This is a genomic window from Nitrospiria bacterium, assembly GCA_036397255.1.
Taxonomy (GTDB): Bacteria; Nitrospirota; Nitrospiria; order DASWJH01; family DASWJH01; genus DASWJH01.
The window spans coordinates 1-14,876 of record DASWJH010000044.1; the positions used below are offsets into that span (position 1 = coordinate 1).

The following is a 14,876-nucleotide window of genomic DNA, read 5'->3' on the forward strand; positions in this document are numbered from 1 at the left end:
GGACAACTCGATGCGGATCGCTTTGGCTTGAGATTCCCTGGGTTGCTTTGATCTTTTCAGCTATCATAACTACCTTCTCCTCCCCGCCCTCTACTCTAATTTAACATAGGGGAGGTGTCTCATTCATATTGACACAGAGGGACTTCAGTCGACCTTCTTTTGTAGCGTGTGTAGCTTCTGCCTGCACCTTAGCCCCAATGAAGCAAGGTCAGAGCTCTTTGGAGACTCTCTAATTACCAGGGTCGGGCAAGGTGCTTTTACACATAGGATCGTGGTCATCAATAAAATATGAAAATATCTTGATTTTCCTTTACTACAGTAAACCAGGTGAAACCCCCACCCCCCCTTCTTCTTACGCTTGACGGAAGAGCAAAGGGTATGTTATTTTCCAGCTTGGTATTTTCAATTCTTTTTAATTCGAATCCCATAATTAAATTAGGCAATTAAATCCCATTTCTTCAATTTTTTAACCAAAATTTTTATGAACAAAAGGAGGAAACTAATGAAGGTACATGCGTTTAAAGGCTTAGGTTTTCTGTTAGCGTTGTTTGCTGTTGTTTTTTTTGTGGGCTCCGTTCAGGCACAAATGCCAGACCACATGCGGGATATGATGGGTGCCCATGGAAAGAAGGAGGGTAAGGGTTACGGAAAGGGCAAGATGGGGTATGGAAATAAAGGCTATGGCGGACCCGGACACCCCTTTGATCTTGAAAGGTTTCAGGAGACGCTGAATTTAACGGATGAGCAGTTGGAGAAATTCAGGAAAATTCGCTCCAACTACCGGAAGGAAATGATTAAGCGGAAGGCGAATCTTGAGGTTGCTGAAATTGAACTTTGGGAACTGATTGAATCAAAAACCCTGGATATGGGAAAGATTGAGAAAAAACTTAATGAAGTACAGGAATACCAAGCCAATGTGATGTTGTACCGAATCAAAAGCCTAGGGGAGACCCAAAAGCTCCTCAGCGATGAACAATATGAAGAGTTCCGTAAAATGGGTTTGGGTTCTATGCGTCACCGCATGGGCCGCCATGGAATGATGGAAGGAATGGGCGGCGGTCAAATGGGTGGAATGCATCCAGGCGGTATGATGGGAGGAATGTCGGGAGAATAAATTTTTTTCTTTTATAGAAAGGGCCCTTTCTATAACGAGAAAAGGCCCTTTTTTATGTTTAAACGAATTTTTTGGAGCCAAAAATTAATTGAAATCGCTGCGGCGCCATGTTTGCTTACTAAAAGCACAGGGAAACCCCTAAAAGGGGTGGACAGGGTTTTCCCAATTGAACGAGAAGGAGTTCACCCTTTGGTCCTAGAATACCTTTATGGATGTTTATATTCCTGAACGTTCAAGACCGTGATATCAAAAAAGAGGGTTTTTCCAGCCAGGGGGTGGTTGAAATCTAAAAGCACCGAGTTCTCCCTTATTTCACTTACCCGGACTCTAAACTGCTTTCCATCATCATCTTTTCCCTGTAAAATAGCGTCCACTTGGAGGGCATCTTCTGGAATTTGTTCTTTGGGAACCTCCTGAAAGGCCTTTTTATCTAGCAAACCATAGGCCTCTTCCGGTTTTACGGTGATATTTGCCTTTTGACCCGCCTTCATTCCTTCAAGGGCTTTTTGAAGTCCCGGAATAATCTGGTCTGACCCATGGAGATAGGTCAAGGGATCATTTTCCACATTCGTGTCAACGGCGGTTTGGTCAATTAACCGAAGGGTGTATTCAATGGATACCATTTTCCCTTTGCTTACACTCATTTCTTTTTCCCTTTCTGTGGCTTCCCCAAAGGCAGGGATGGTCCAGGCCGTAATTAAACAAAAAACCATAAAAAGACCGGACCAATGAAAAGCGCATATGGGTTTCATTAAAAATTACTCCTCAATTTGATTTTTCCTCACTGGACAGGCTGGGAAACAAAATGGAGGGGAAAAATTGGGCTCATCCAGGCCATCACAATTAACTTTTCATAATAACCATGAAAGAAAATTATTGTAAAGCAAAAGGTGAGTTTTTTTGGAAGATTATACCGAAGTTTCCAAAAGAAAGGTCACCGGCCCGTCATTATGAATGGAGACCAGCATTTTTGCACCGAATCGTCCTGTTTTGACTCGGAGGCCTGTTGAGGATAACTTCTTAACAAAATTTTTGTAGAGTTCTTCCGCTGCTATTGGTTCGGCGGCTGGTGTAAAACTGGGTCTTGTCCCTTTTGCAACATCCGCTACTAATGTAAATTGGGATACCACCAACAGTTGCCCTTTTATATCGCAAATGGAACGATTCATCTTTCCCGAATCGTCTTCAAATATTCTGTAGCTTAAAATTCGTTCTGCCAATCGATCTGCCTCCTTTTTCTTGTCTTTTTTTGAAACTCCTAAAAGGATTACACAACCCTGACCAATCTGAGCAATCGATTTATCGTTCACCGTGACTTGGGCTTCCCTGACCCTTTGGATTTAGGCTTTCATCAAAACATATACCCCATTATTTTAAAAAAATGTTATCAGACCCGTTTAAAAATTTACCAGATTTGTCAGAATAGAAGAAAGGGGGCGATTATGGCAAGTGCAATTCCACCAATATAAAGAACACCAATTAAAATTTGGCCGGCGGTTTCGGTCCAATTCTGGGAGTTTTCTTCTGAGGAGGGACCTGCGCCATGGCATGGGTGTTCAGGGGATCCTCCCCGTTGAAGAACAACATATTGTTTGGCCAATGGTCCATCAGTAGAAATTTCAATTGGTCTGCTGATTTGGCATTCCCTAAGCTGAATGGACACTTTGGTGAGGGAGGGATCAATTTTATCGACCTTATTAATGGGGACAAATTTTGTGGTATCCGGTAATGGGTTTCCTTGAAAAATTGATTGGCGGAACAATTCCGCCTCTTGAAAAGTGGAAGCAGTTATAACTGCAATGGTTCTATGGTTAATGGAAATCTCTGAACCGTTTTTAGACGTTTGGTAGGTAGAGCAGGAGGTGATAAAAGGAAAAATAACCAGGAAAATGATAACAAACCGTTTTTTGAATGTTTCTTGTGTGAAGAACATGAAGAAATCAATTTATAAGATTCGGGGTTTTTTTTCAACAGGGTTTTTGTTGCTCCAATATATGTTAAAGGTTAGAGGGGAATTAAGGGAATGGGAAGACCAAAGTTCTACCCCACCTTACCTCCCCTTACAAAGGGGAGGAATTGGAGAAAGTTTCCCTACAAACAGGAGAAAATGGAAAGATTTTATCATACAGAGGGGAGGGATCTTTTATCTGAGGAGGTTGCGGGGGATTGCAAAACCAGAGAAAGGATCGATAAGAGATAGTCCATTGGATTTAAATGGGAACCAAGTGAGTGTAAGACCTGAAACTTTAAACTGGTTTTCTTCAATCGCCTGAATGGCTTCTTGAAAATTTTGGGCCATTCCTACATAGGTAATCTGAGCAAGTTTTAAAGCATCCTCTTGATCGTAGAAGCATTCATGAAGTTCTGGAATTTTTCCCTGGAGAAATCCATAGTCGGGTTGTTTGTTGGAAAAGACCCGGGCTAGATTTTTAAGTGCTTTTAATTTGATAAAGCGAAAGGCAGGCAAAAATAGGCGAGAAGTTTGACCTCCCTTGATTTGAGCATGAAGAATCCAAAAGGGTAGATGCCGGGCATGCCCATTGGTATTTGGAACTTTTGCAATTTTGTAGTCTACTTCATAAAGCTGATTTCCAAAAATTTGCCAGGGTTTTTGGCAGGAGGAACAGAAAAAAATCACATCATCTGGACGTACGGGGAGGTCCCATCCACAGTTGGGGCAGGCCAGAGGGCGAAAACCAATGATTTGGGATGTTTTTGGGGATTTATGGTCAAGTTCCTTAAGTAAATGGGTGGTGGCATCCAACTCTGTAACTTTTTCGGATACGGCATCGATTAACGTCAGGGTTTTTTTTTCTCCCTTCTTTACCTCAATGATCCAATAAGGAAAGTAAATAATGGAAAGGACTTGCCCGAGGACCCTTCGATAAAGAAGAACCCGGTTTTTAACGGTTTTCATACCATGAGAGAAAGCTTCCTGGGGTGAGATATCCACTCCGACAATTTTTCCAAGAGATTGAATCCTTTCTTTTTGGAAAAGTTCTAAGCGCAGAACGCTGGGGCGGACCCCGAGAGAATAAATCCCCCCCTCCTCCAGATGGCAAGCGATGAAATTTTTTTCAACATAACGGTCCTGAAATTTTGCATTTACTCTCGTGTCAAAAAAGGAGGTGGATGTAGGCCGTGTGTTGTGATGGGTATAAGAGGATGTGGAAGAGGTCGTTGGTTTTTCTAGAATGTTGGTATTTCCTTTAGTTTTGAAGTGCTGGCCCAAAAGGTTGCCCGCAAGTTGAAAGACGGAAAAAAGATCACCATTTCGATTCATAAAAGGGCTATCCCATTCAGAAGCCATAAGGAGATGTCGGTTAAATTCAAAAGATTTTATCTCTGTTTCTTTGACCTCCTCTTCCCAGCGTAAATCATGTCCGGTTAACCGATAATAGGGAATAAAATATAAATGGGGTTGAATGATTTGGCAGGAATGCCCTCTTGCCTTATGGGCGAGGTTTGTCTTGGCTACCGCCCGATGGGCATTTAGTGTTGGTGCAATGTAGTAACTTAGGGTTTGTTTGCGGCCCGTCACTAAAAGGTTAGATCGGCAAAAATGACACTGAATGGCATTACTTCCCAGGGTGAAATCAATAGGGCCATCACAGGTGGGGCATCGGGTTGAAACAACAAGGCGGGTAGTCATATTGCGTAGCCTTAATAAGATAGTTTGCTTCGCCTGCAATGACCCATGGGGGCCTTTTTCCGTTGCTTAAGGATAATTACTGTAAGGAAGTGGCCTCACCTTGATGGCCACAGTGAGAACAAAACCGGCTGTCAATCGAAACCTCTCCATGGCATTCCGGGCAGTTGACCATTCCCCTTTCGAGAACCTGCTGAGGGGAGGGTGCCTCCGTTCCCATGGCCTTAAACAGCATTCCCGGGATCATCATTCCCATTCCTGCGCCAACCCCAAGGCCCATTCCGGCTGCGGCATCCCCGCCGCCACCCCCTAATAAACCGCTTCCTCCCCCGGTTGCGGCATCTCCCATGGCTTTAGCCGCCTTGAATTTAAAAAATTTATCCAAATCCCCTACGGCCTGCATCCCGGCCCGCTCATCCATCATTTTTTGAACATTTTCGGGAGGAGTTATTCGATTAATAAAAAAGTCCACCAGCTCCATACCATATTTTCGAAAATCTGTGGTTAGCCTCGTTTTCACCGCTACCCCCATTTCATAATAATACTTTGGAAGGTTAAGAAGGCTGTCCACCATTTCTCCTAAAAAATCGTTCAAACGAGAAACAATGATTTCCCGAAGGTAGTCTTCAATATGGGTTGAACCGAAAGATCCTTGAGTTCCAACCAGGGTATTGATAAAAAGAAGGGGTTGAGTTACCTGCATGGTAAAAGTGCCAAAAGCCCTGAGCCGAATGAGCCCCAATTCGCTATCCTTGAAAGCAACTGGGTCTTTGGTTCCCCATCGCATGTGTGTAAATATTTTGAGATTAACAAAGACTATTTCCACTCTGAAAGGACTTTTAAAACCCCAGGGTAAGGCAAGGACTTTGGTCAGAATGGGGAGATTTTGTGTGGTCAGCGTATGCCTTCCCGGCCCTAAAACATCTAGACCTTTTCCATCTCGGAAGAAAATAGCCGCCTGATTTTCACGAACCACTAATTGAGCACCGAACTTAATTTCCGCTGAGCCTTGCTCTAGATACCGGTGGGCAATTTGCTCGCCCGATTCATCAAACCATTCTATGACTTCCATGAATTCAGACATTAATTTCCCCTATTGAATCAAAATCTCTTTTCGTTCATTAAAGGTATCTTTAAAACGGTCCAGTTCTAAATTGAATTTATAAGACTCATTCTTTAGCTTCACGATATCTTTTCTTAATTTCTGTACTTTTTTAATGCCGTTTTGAAGAATAGCGATGTGATTGAACAACCCAATATCAAATTCATAAAGTCGTTGTATTTTTTTTAGATCATATTTGTAGGTATCAAAAAAACTTCGGTAGCCCCGAGCGGCGTATTTAATCAGGTTTCCCAGTTGGTCCAACTTGGAGGCAATTTGATCCAAATGAGGAAGAACAGAAAGTTTTTTCCGTTCTGTATAAAACCGTTTCTCTTCTTCTAAATACCCTTTTAGCTTTAAAAGCTCCTCGGTTAACCTTAGCCGGATGGTTTTATCGGTATTTCTGGAATTTTCTTTGTCTTGGTAACCGGCAACACCAGGGATAAGACGAGTTAAATTTTCCAGTTTTTGTGCGATGCTCATAATTTAGCAAATAAAGGGCAAAATTTTCGCTGGAAAGCCTTTCTCAAGTATAACCCTCACACCAATCCTGTCAAGAAGGGAAATGTTTAAGTTTTTTATCTTTCCTGTTTATCTCCTCACTAGGTTTGCTTTTGGGAAGGGGAAGGACATTGGGAGCTTTCCGCGATTACCTTTTGGAAATTCTTTTTGGGGGGGAGAGAGTTTAAGAGGGGTTTTGAGATTGAAGGTAATAAGTTTTAAATAGAGTGGTACGGTGGCGGCCTAAATAACAGTGGACATATTTTTTGGTTTTATTCCCTTTGGTATAGGCGATAAGATTTTCCACCTTCTCTAGGTTTTCCATAGATTCCAGATCGGGAAGATAGGAGAGGGGAATATTTTTAAAAGAGATTTTATGTTTTTCTGCCAATTCCAGCTCTTTTTTAATAAGAGGAGATTCAAAAGGCATGGAGGGGTTCATCAGGCTGATAAATTCCTGAATTCCCATTTTTTTCAACCGTTTTATTTCTTTTTCAGTAGGATAGGGACCAATGATAATATCATCGGAAACCTGTACCACTTCCCCCCGGAAAAATTTAATAGGAAATTGCTCCGGTTGAAAAATGTTGTAGGTTGCATAGGTGCTGGGTAGGCCCACGAAAAGAACAAACAATAAACTTCTGCGAAGGAATTTTTTCATTTTAAGAACTTTTTAAGATCCCAATCTATATAATATTCTATAAAAAGCCTGGCCTCATTTGTATCTTTGTTTTGTTTTGGAAATCTTTCCCATAAGTATTCAAAACCAAACCGGAAGGGTCCATTTTTTCCGGAAATCCCAAGGGAAGGGCCATAGGCATCAAAAAACTCAGATTCCTCCCGCTCAAAACGGTATCGAAATTGAGTATAGGTGGAAATTTTCGTATCTAATACATACACCCAATCGATTCCCTGGCGGATGAATCCCAGGGTTTTAATATTCGGTTCAAGTGTATCATAAATTCCGATTCCCCACATGGCCCCTGAATAGCCTTCAATTGCCCAAGTTAAAGAGGGGGCCATTCCCAAAAGAAACAAAGTGAAAATGAAACATTTTACTTTCCTCATTTTTCCCTCCTAAAAAAATAATCATACCAATATTTATTTCTTTTTCTCATTCAATTTCCTTGTGCCATTGAGACCAGGGTCTTTATTTGACGAATTTGTGCGAGGTCTCGATTTTCTAACTGGTGAAATTGAATGACGTACCGATAGATTTGAAAATGGCCAAAGGGATGGCTTTCCCCACGGGAAGTTCTTCCTTTTCCCTGAATTTGCTGATCCGATAATTCGATCGAAAAATTCAGCAATATTCCCAAAGGAAGTTCCTCTGAACTAACGATGGAAAGGCCACCCTCACTGATGTCCTCAGTGACCGCTAGGATTTCCTTTTCCCCAATTTGTTGATTAAACCGGAGTTTGGTTGGGAGAGAAAATGTCCACCGTCTTTTTCTCCGCTGGTCCTGCCGAAGAAAATCTTCTAACTGATTAAAAAGGGTATTAGGCTGTGCATAAGTTTCCATAAATTTCGGAATAGAATATTCAAAGCTGTATTTAATTAAAAGCGATTGGTCCTCTGGGTTGATATGGGTAAAGCGGATTCCATTGCGAAATACGGAGGGTCCCTCCTGTGTTTCCTTGTCAGCGGTGATGACCACACCATCCAAATCGAGGGAACGGTTTCCCACGGACATCGTGACATGAATTGGGATTCCCTGTTCCAGAGGATGGGAAGTGAAAAGAGATGCCCCGTCTTCGTGGCAATCCCGGACCAAACCGATTTGTGGAGAATAAAGGGTTTTATTGATGGGATGATAGACGCAAGGAAGGAGAAATAAAAACCGAAAAGCGGATCGGTGTTGGTGTTTTTTCCTACTGAACCGAATGATGGCCAAAGCCAACCCTGCATTGAGAAAGGCCCATAAAAGATTTCCATAAAAAGCCAGTGGTTCAAGGTCCCCTTTTAAATTATATCGGATCATTCCCAAAACAACCCCTATAAAACTCAGTGTCAAAACCAAGATTTGTGGATAAAACAAGCCCAATCCCTCTTCCTTAGTTCCGGATTTAGGGGTTATGTGAAATTTCAAGGGCTTTTTCCGAAAAAGTCCCAAGCTGGATTTCATGAAAGTGGCAAACTTTGCCATGTTATATTGTTCTGTTACCAGCACCGAACCCCGTCCTCGGGACATTAACTCGAAACTTAAAAGAAAGATGATAAAATAGGGAATAAAATGGAGAAGAAAAACAATATCAAAGGCGTTAATCGGTAAAATTCCGGTTAAAAAATAAACAATAGGGGCCAGGTAGAAAATGAGTTTTTGGAATCCGTCAAAATAAGTTGTCATGGAAGCAAAATAGGAGAACCTTTGGGAAAGGGTGAGACCTTTTTTCCAAATGGGATTATCTCGAACCATAACCTGCATGGCCCCTTGACCCCAACGAAGACGCTGTATTTGAAACGGAAGGGCTGTTTCAGGGGCAAGGCCGTAGGCCAAACTTTCGGTGTGGTAAATTGATTTGAAGCCTTTACCGTGGAGTAGAATGGAGGTATGGATATCCTCGGTTACCGTGGCTTCTGCAAAGCCCCCGATTTCTTCCAAAGCGCTTCTGCGAAGGATCGCGCAGCTTCCACAGTAGAACGCGGAATTCCAATGGTCCTTTCCCGGTTGAATCACAGAAAAGAAAAGGGATTGTTCCGTCCACATCCGGCGGCGTTTTGGATTGAGACGGTGTTGGAAGGAATCCACATTGTAAAAATCCTGAGGGGTTTGAACAAAGCTCACCTTGGGGTCCTCAAAGTATCCCAAGAGTTTTTCTAAAAAATTGGGTAAGGGAACATGGTCAGCATCAAATGTTACAATAAATTCACCGGAGGTTTGGCGGAGGGCATTGTTTAAGTTTCCTGCCTTTGCATTTATATTTTTTTCTCGGGTGATGTACACACACCCTAAATCTTGAGCCAGACGGGCAACCTCCGTTCGGTTTCCATCATCGAGAATGTACGTTTTATGAGGATAGGTCATTTCTAGGCAACCCACGATGGTTTTTCGAAGAATGTTTGGATCCTCATCGTAGGTGGCCACAAAAACATCAACCGTACGGTTTGGTGGGGGAGGGGGTGCTTTTCGCTGAGTTGGTTTCCAGACCATAAAGAAAAAGAGATAAGCAACTGCAAGGCCGTAAACCTCCGCGCCCAGAACTGGAATGGAAAACCACCAGGCATCCCAATTCATGGTATAGGTTATACGCCAAAAAATATAATAGGTGGCAACCATAAGTCCGATAATTGCAATAGCGCGAATATACCGTTCCTCCCTAAGAGATTGGGATTCTTTTTTTGATGGTTTCCGGGAGGCTCGGCTTCGGAGAATTCCCATTACCAATAAGCTGGTCAGGACCAACATGAGAATAAAAGAAAGGACCATGCCTGCTTTTAACTGAAATGGTTGAGGAACGGTGTCTTTAAGTTGTAATATGGCAATTTCAGCTTCTATATTGAAGGGGTCTAGTTTTAAAACCTTTTTATATTCACTGATGGCTTCGGGGATTCTTGCTGCCCCATAAAGGGCCAAAGCCTTGCGAAGGTGGAGATCAATGGCGGCAGGATTCTCCTTCAAAAGCCGATCATAAACTTTTATGGCTTTTTCGAAACGAGATCCTTGGAGCAGGGTCCAAGCATATTCCTCTTGAATTTCAAGATTTTCAGGATCCGAGGCCAAAACCTTTTCATATTCGGAAATGGCGGGGTCCCATTTTTCCATTTTTGAATGTAGGCGGGCCAATTCCAGCCTGGGACTCAGATTCTGGGGGTCATTGATTAGAATTTCATTTAGGATTTTTTTGGCGGGGTCGAGTCGATTCTCTTTAATCAGTGCATTTGCATTTTCACGAGGAGATGAAGGGGGTTGTTGTGCTATGGCAGGGTTAAATTGGAGGATAAAGAAAAAAAAACAAACTGCTTTAAACATATTGAAATTGAAGGGGTTTTTTGAATTTAGAACAGAAAATGAAACCATAGAATGAAAAAACCTGTTCGCACCCTCTCCCCTCGTGAATAAAGCTACCATAAAAAAGCGGTTCCAGCAAATTTGTTTGGAAAATGGAGCACTTATATACCACAATCGGGTATCGAATTGTCAATCAGAAGTGATGCGGGATATAATAAGAGAATGCCCCAATTTAATAAATCCTTAATCATACAAAATCCTACCGCGGGACTGGGTTGGAACCGTCCGGTTTCAAAGCGATTGTTGAAGGTCATCAAAAATTGGATTCCCTTTGCCACCTGGATTCTGACCAGGGGTCCGGGAGATGCCACTTCTTTGGCAAAACAAGCGGAGGAAGAGGGGTATGATTTCCTTATGGTTTCGGGGGGAGATGGAACCATTAATGAAGCCATGAATGGGTTGGTGGGGTCTTCGACTGTTTTGGGGATCCTTCCCAGCGGAACTGGAAACAGCCTTGCGAGGGAAGTGGGCCTTCCAATTAATCCGCGGAAGGCTTTAGAAGTCCTTAGAAAAGGGAAAACCCATGACGTCTATTTGGGATTGGCAAACGGTAAATACTTTGGTTTGATGGTAGGAATCGGGTTTGACGCAGAAGCGGTTCACCATGTTTCCTATTCCTTAAAACGGATTTTTGGACGATGGAGTTACATTTTATCCGGAATCCGTTCTTTATTTTGTTACCATTTTCCTGTATTTAAAATGGTAGTAGATGGTCAGGAGTTTGAAGCCACAACGGTGGTGATTTGTAAGGCACGGTATTATGCCAGTTCAATTCAGATTGCCCCGAAGGCATCTCTTCAAAGTCCAACCTTTCAAGTATTTTTATATAATGGTAGGGGATTTTGGGATTACCTGCGATTGTGCTTTTCGGTGATGATGAACCGACATACCCGTTTAAAGGGTGCGGCTATGATGGAAGCTAAAGAGGTTACCATAAAACCTGGCCGCGGAATATTGGCCCAAATGGATGGGGAAGTCCTTCTGAAGGTTCCTACGTCTATAAGAATTGCTCAAAAACAAATTAAGGTTTTATTTTCGGAATAATAGATGGAGGTAAAAAAAGAAAATTCCAAACCCAAAATAAAAATGGTTTTTAAAAAAGGTTTGGGAGTGAATTCCTTAATTTTTATTTAAAAAGGATAGGAGTTAAAAGGCGAAAAGTAGCAATCCCTTCTTTAAGAATTCTTCCTTCCTTAAAGGCCGGTTCCTTCAATTCCAAAAAACGTTCCAGCTTTATGAAGGATTTCTCCTCTAAATAGTGAAGAAACTCCTTTTTGTTATTTTTTTTTAAGGGAACAGTATGCGGATTACCTTTTCTCCATTCCCAAGGGTCTTTGGTAATCGCCAAATGGAAGTTTCCTTTAATTAGTGTGTTGTAATTTTCTTTAATTCTCTTTTTATATTGCAGAAGGAATTTTCCTTCTAAAATTAATGCGTATACCACAGAATTTCCCCACCAAAAAAAAGTACGAAATGTACACTTTTCTTCCCTCGAAAAAAATTTTGGAAAATCCAGGTAGACAAAGGGAAGCCTCATATGGTTTTCTCCCTTTGCGATTTGTCCTGTTTGGGTATCTATTCCTTCCGGGGCCAGAAGAGTATGATTTTCAATTTCTTCACGAAGGGCATCCTGGAGAAGCTCAAGGTGACTCCAAACCTTTCTCTGTATCTCTCCCTTGATTTGAAAAATACGAGTTATTTGCAGAGCGGCGATTTCTTCTTCTGTCCAACGGATAGATTGGTTTTTCATGAAAAACTGTTTATTCCTTTTTACAAATTTCCATCTCTTCTGAAAGGTTTAAAGGAACCAGTGGGTTTGACGTGGAACGAAAAACCATTTCCTGGGTATGGTCAATCTGGAGTGCTTTTAACAGGGAAGACACCTGGGTTTCCAAATCCTTACTGATATCTTGTTGAAGCGGTTCGGGTAGGGTCCAGAGTTTTTCTTTAAAAACTCTGAAAGGTTTATGAGATAATGGGGATTGAGTTTTTTCTTCCTCCAAAGGATTTGGAAAATTGAAATTGAGTTCATCCTTAAACTCTGACGGAAAGTCATGGTGATTGATCATGAGGGTATGATATTCTAGGGGCACGTGAATCTCTGCATTTCCAATTTTTGAAAACCGTTTCAAGTTGTTCTGAGAACTATCGGAAGGTTTTAAATTTATTCTTCCCATTAGGCCGTATTCTTCATTTGCAAATTTAGAAAGCCCTATAAGGGTGTTTGGGTCCAAGGGTTCCGGTTCATAAGGTGCGCCATAAGGTTGGGTGGCTAAGGAGTCTCTCTCGGGGGAAAAACCTAATTTAGAAATTCCTTTTGCCCCAGGATTGAGGGACTGGAGCTTCGCCTGGTATTGTTCCATGAATTCCCTAATATCCTTCTTCTTGAAACCGGATTCTTGGAAAGGATTTATTTGACAACCAAGAGAAATGTCTATTCCCTTGGGTTCAAGTATCCTCACGGAGTCGGTTAATTCAGCGAAAAGGGGTGCTTTTAAATTTTGGTTTTTCTCTCCTCCAACCCCCCGGGGAAGAATGTCCTCTGATGAATCCATCCAAAGATTATATAGTCCAGATTTAATGGCTTCGTTTATTAAATTTTTTAAGCGTGATTTTTCCTGGGTGGGGTTTTGTTGATAGTCTTCCCCATGAAATGAAATATAGTCTCCTTGAATAAAAATAGGGCCTTTGTATTTCTCCCGGATGGCTGCGGCTGAAACGATAGTTGAAAATTCACCAGAGGTTTGATTGCCGTGGAATATTTGGTTTGAGTCAATTTCAAAGATAAAAGCGCATGCATTATTTTCTCTTGCCGCCCGGAAAATGGATCTCGCCATGGTGTAGGAAAAGGCCGTTATTTGGAAGACAGGGAGGGTTAAATTCCTGGCTCCCTGGTGTTTGGAGAATTCAAAAATTCCACTAATGGACGCAGGGAAAATTTGGGAGGCTCGGGCCATGGCTTTGATCAACCAACGTGATGTTGCTTTAATTTGTGTGTCAGGATGGAAAACAGAATTATAAACCAAGCGGTCTGTGAGGGTTCCGGTCGCTTTTCCTTGATCCAGAAAGCTAACCTGACCGTTTTGAACCTGAAGACATCCCTTAATGGTGTCGCTCAACTCGCTCATCATGGAAAATTTTGCGAAAGGATTCATCTTTTAATCTCACTCAAGAAGGGATCAGGAGGGTAGATTTGAAGAGTTTCTTTAATAATAGAAAAACGAAGCGTTTTGAAAATGGGTCACTTTCCGGGAGACCTTGTAAAATTGTAGATCAAGCAATTACTTAGGGTTGTTGCCCTGAGTAGATCTTGATTACCGTACTGAGAAACTTAAGAGCCTCCGGTTTAGAGCGTTGGAAAGAATTTCGCCCAATAATGGACCCATAACCGCCACCGTCCCGAATCGCACGCACATCATTGAAGAAGGGTTCATCTCCCCCTTTTGCGCCACCAGAAAAAATAACGATTCGCCGTCCATTAAATGCACTTTGAACCACATGACGAACCCGATCTTCCGGGCTGGAGATTGGAATTTTTTCGGCGTCGTAAACTTTTTTTGCTGCGGGCTGCTCAATATGGTCTGAAGGGAGTTTAACCTTGATGATATGGGCTCCCAATTGGGCGGCGATTTGTGCTGCATAGGAGACGACGTCAATGGCGGTTTCCCCTTGTTTACTCAAACAGGATCCTCTGGGATAAGACCACACCACAACGACCAAACCGTTGGCCTTGGCTTCTTCTGCAATTTCCCTCAATTGCTGGTACATTTCCAAAATACGGGAAGAGCTGGGATAAATGGTATAACCCACCGCAACACAACCCAGACGAAGGGCATCTCGAACGCTTCCGGTTTGAGAAGAAATGGGATCTTTTTCATCCAAGAGGGTGTCATGATTGTTCAGTTTTAAAATAAGGGGAATTTGTCCCGCGAATTCGGCGGCACCGGCTTCTAAAAACCCCAGAGGGGCCGCATAGGCATTGCAACCTGCGTCAATGCCCAGTTGAAAATGGTAATGAGGATCATAACCGCTGGGGTTAGATGCAAAACTTCTTGCCGGGCCGTGCTCAAACCCCTGATCCACGGGTAAAATAACCAATTTGCCAGTCCCGGCTAGGGTTCCATGGTTGAGAAGGCGAACCAGATTGGTTCGTGTTCCTGGGCTTTCGTTTTGATAATAACTTAAAATCTCTTGAACCCTTTTTGTCATCTTCAAACCCCCGCGTTTTTCATTATGAGTTTTTCAAAAAAATTCAAAAATGATACAAAAGATTAAACCAAAGATGGTCCATAATAGTCAATAGGCAACCAGGGATAAAGGGTCAAAAGGGTTTGGGTGGGATGGGGAACAAAAACCCTTAAGAGCCTGTCCGGCAAACCATTAAGTTAGGGATAGCACATTGGCGAATGTGATCCGTGCGGAATTATTCATCCATCGAAGAGTTAGAGGGTCCATCGATATGGAAGTCATGGTATATGCAAGAGAGGCATCCATGTCCGT

The 14,876-nt window shown here is 42.3% G+C and carries 14 protein-coding genes; 2 read left to right on the forward strand and 12 right to left on the reverse strand.

All coding sequences use genetic code 11. The features are described 5' to 3' along the window. Window positions 1–502 precede the first annotated feature (502 nt). Entirely contained in the window at window positions 503–1,114 is a 612-nt protein-coding gene (locus VGB26_05340; GenBank protein ID HEX9757211.1) for a Spy/CpxP family protein refolding chaperone, read from the forward strand. Between the two features lie 206 nt (window positions 1,115–1,320). Here VGB26_05340 and VGB26_05345 read toward each other — a convergent pair whose 3' ends face one another. The 9 genes from VGB26_05345 to VGB26_05385 all read right to left on the reverse strand — a co-directional run bounded on the left by VGB26_05345 (window position 1,321) and on the right by VGB26_05385 (window position 10,337). Continuing rightward, the gene (locus VGB26_05345) at window positions 1,321–1,866 is read right to left on the reverse strand and encodes a peptidylprolyl isomerase (protein ID HEX9757212.1); all 546 of its coding nucleotides are present in this window, start codon (window positions 1,864–1,866) and stop codon (window positions 1,321–1,323) included. A 156-nt stretch (window positions 1,867–2,022) separates the two neighbouring features. Beyond that, window positions 2,023–2,454 carry a D-aminoacyl-tRNA deacylase gene (gene dtd / locus VGB26_05350; GenBank protein HEX9757213.1) on the reverse strand — a complete coding sequence of 144 codons (432 nt, stop codon included), beginning with the start codon at window positions 2,452–2,454 and terminating at the stop codon, window positions 2,023–2,025. A gap of 77 nt (window positions 2,455–2,531) precedes the next feature. Beyond that, complete coding sequence (locus VGB26_05355) at window positions 2,532–3,047, reverse strand: hypothetical protein (GenBank protein ID HEX9757214.1); 516 nt, start codon at window positions 3,045–3,047, stop codon at window positions 2,532–2,534. 210 nt (window positions 3,048–3,257) lie between these two features. Beyond that, entirely contained in the window at window positions 3,258–4,766 is a 1,509-nt protein-coding gene (locus VGB26_05360) for a hypothetical protein (GenBank protein HEX9757215.1), read from the reverse strand. A 76-nt stretch (window positions 4,767–4,842) separates the two neighbouring features. Next, a complete protein-coding gene (locus VGB26_05365; GenBank protein HEX9757216.1) occupies window positions 4,843–5,847 on the reverse strand; it encodes an SPFH domain-containing protein in 1,005 nt (334 codons plus the stop codon). A gap of 9 nt (window positions 5,848–5,856) precedes the next feature. After that, window positions 5,857–6,348 carry a hypothetical protein gene (locus tag VGB26_05370; GenBank protein ID HEX9757217.1) on the reverse strand — a complete coding sequence of 164 codons (492 nt, stop codon included), beginning with the start codon at window positions 6,346–6,348 and terminating at the stop codon, window positions 5,857–5,859. Between the two features lie 202 nt (window positions 6,349–6,550). Next, window positions 6,551–7,027 carry a hypothetical protein gene (locus tag VGB26_05375; GenBank protein ID HEX9757218.1) on the reverse strand — a complete coding sequence of 159 codons (477 nt, stop codon included), beginning with the start codon at window positions 7,025–7,027 and terminating at the stop codon, window positions 6,551–6,553. Then, window positions 7,024–7,434 (reverse strand): hypothetical protein, encoded by a 411-nt coding sequence (locus tag VGB26_05380; GenBank protein ID HEX9757219.1) that lies wholly within the window; start codon window positions 7,432–7,434, stop codon window positions 7,024–7,026. The genes VGB26_05375 and VGB26_05380 overlap by 4 nt, the downstream gene beginning before the upstream one ends. A gap of 50 nt (window positions 7,435–7,484) precedes the next feature. Continuing rightward, the gene (locus tag VGB26_05385) at window positions 7,485–10,337 is read right to left on the reverse strand and encodes a glycosyltransferase (GenBank protein HEX9757220.1); all 2,853 of its coding nucleotides are present in this window, start codon (window positions 10,335–10,337) and stop codon (window positions 7,485–7,487) included. Between the two features lie 201 nt (window positions 10,338–10,538). Between VGB26_05385 and VGB26_05390 the strand changes: the two genes are divergently transcribed. Further along, window positions 10,539–11,420, forward strand: a complete 882-nt coding sequence (locus VGB26_05390; protein ID HEX9757221.1) for a diacylglycerol kinase family protein — start codon at window positions 10,539–10,541, stop codon at window positions 11,418–11,420. Between the two features lie 82 nt (window positions 11,421–11,502). Here the strand turns inward: VGB26_05390 and VGB26_05395 are convergent, their stop codons facing one another. The 3 genes from VGB26_05395 to VGB26_05405 form a co-directional block, all read right to left on the reverse strand. After that, complete coding sequence (locus VGB26_05395; protein HEX9757222.1) at window positions 11,503–12,126, reverse strand: hypothetical protein; 624 nt, start codon at window positions 12,124–12,126, stop codon at window positions 11,503–11,505. 10 nt (window positions 12,127–12,136) lie between these two features. Then, window positions 12,137–13,531, reverse strand: coding sequence for a hypothetical protein (locus VGB26_05400; GenBank protein ID HEX9757223.1), 1,395 nt, complete (start codon window positions 13,529–13,531; stop codon window positions 12,137–12,139). Window positions 13,532–13,661: 130 nt separating this feature from the next. Beyond that, window positions 13,662–14,585 carry a class I fructose-bisphosphate aldolase gene (locus tag VGB26_05405; GenBank protein ID HEX9757224.1) on the reverse strand — a complete coding sequence of 308 codons (924 nt, stop codon included), beginning with the start codon at window positions 14,583–14,585 and terminating at the stop codon, window positions 13,662–13,664. Window positions 14,586–14,876: the final 291 nt, after the last annotated feature.

Coding starts and splice junctions, on each gene's coding strand:
- VGB26_05340 (HEX9757211.1), top strand. CDS start 503: ATGAAGGTACATGCGTTTAAAGGCTTAGGTTTTCTGTTAGCGTTGTTT.
- VGB26_05345 (HEX9757212.1), bottom strand. CDS start 1,866: ATGAAACCCATATGCGCTTTTCATTGGTCCGGTCTTTTTATGGTTTTT.
- VGB26_05355 (HEX9757214.1), bottom strand. CDS start 3,047: ATGTTCTTCACACAAGAAACATTCAAAAAACGGTTTGTTATCATTTTC.
- VGB26_05360 (HEX9757215.1), bottom strand. CDS start 4,766: ATGACTACCCGCCTTGTTGTTTCAACCCGATGCCCCACCTGTGATGGC.
- VGB26_05365 (HEX9757216.1), bottom strand. CDS start 5,847: ATGTCTGAATTCATGGAAGTCATAGAATGGTTTGATGAATCGGGCGAG.
- VGB26_05370 (HEX9757217.1), bottom strand. CDS start 6,348: ATGAGCATCGCACAAAAACTGGAAAATTTAACTCGTCTTATCCCTGGT.
- VGB26_05375 (HEX9757218.1), bottom strand. CDS start 7,027: ATGAAAAAATTCCTTCGCAGAAGTTTATTGTTTGTTCTTTTCGTGGGC.
- VGB26_05380 (HEX9757219.1), bottom strand. CDS start 7,434: ATGAGGAAAGTAAAATGTTTCATTTTCACTTTGTTTCTTTTGGGAATG.
- VGB26_05385 (HEX9757220.1), bottom strand. CDS start 10,337: ATGTTTAAAGCAGTTTGTTTTTTTTTCTTTATCCTCCAATTTAACCCT.
- VGB26_05390 (HEX9757221.1), top strand. CDS start 10,539: ATGCCCCAATTTAATAAATCCTTAATCATACAAAATCCTACCGCGGGA.
- VGB26_05395 (HEX9757222.1), bottom strand. CDS start 12,126: ATGAAAAACCAATCTATCCGTTGGACAGAAGAAGAAATCGCCGCTCTG.
- VGB26_05400 (HEX9757223.1), bottom strand. CDS start 13,531: ATGAATCCTTTCGCAAAATTTTCCATGATGAGCGAGTTGAGCGACACC.
- VGB26_05405 (HEX9757224.1), bottom strand. CDS start 14,585: ATGACAAAAAGGGTTCAAGAGATTTTAAGTTATTATCAAAACGAAAGC.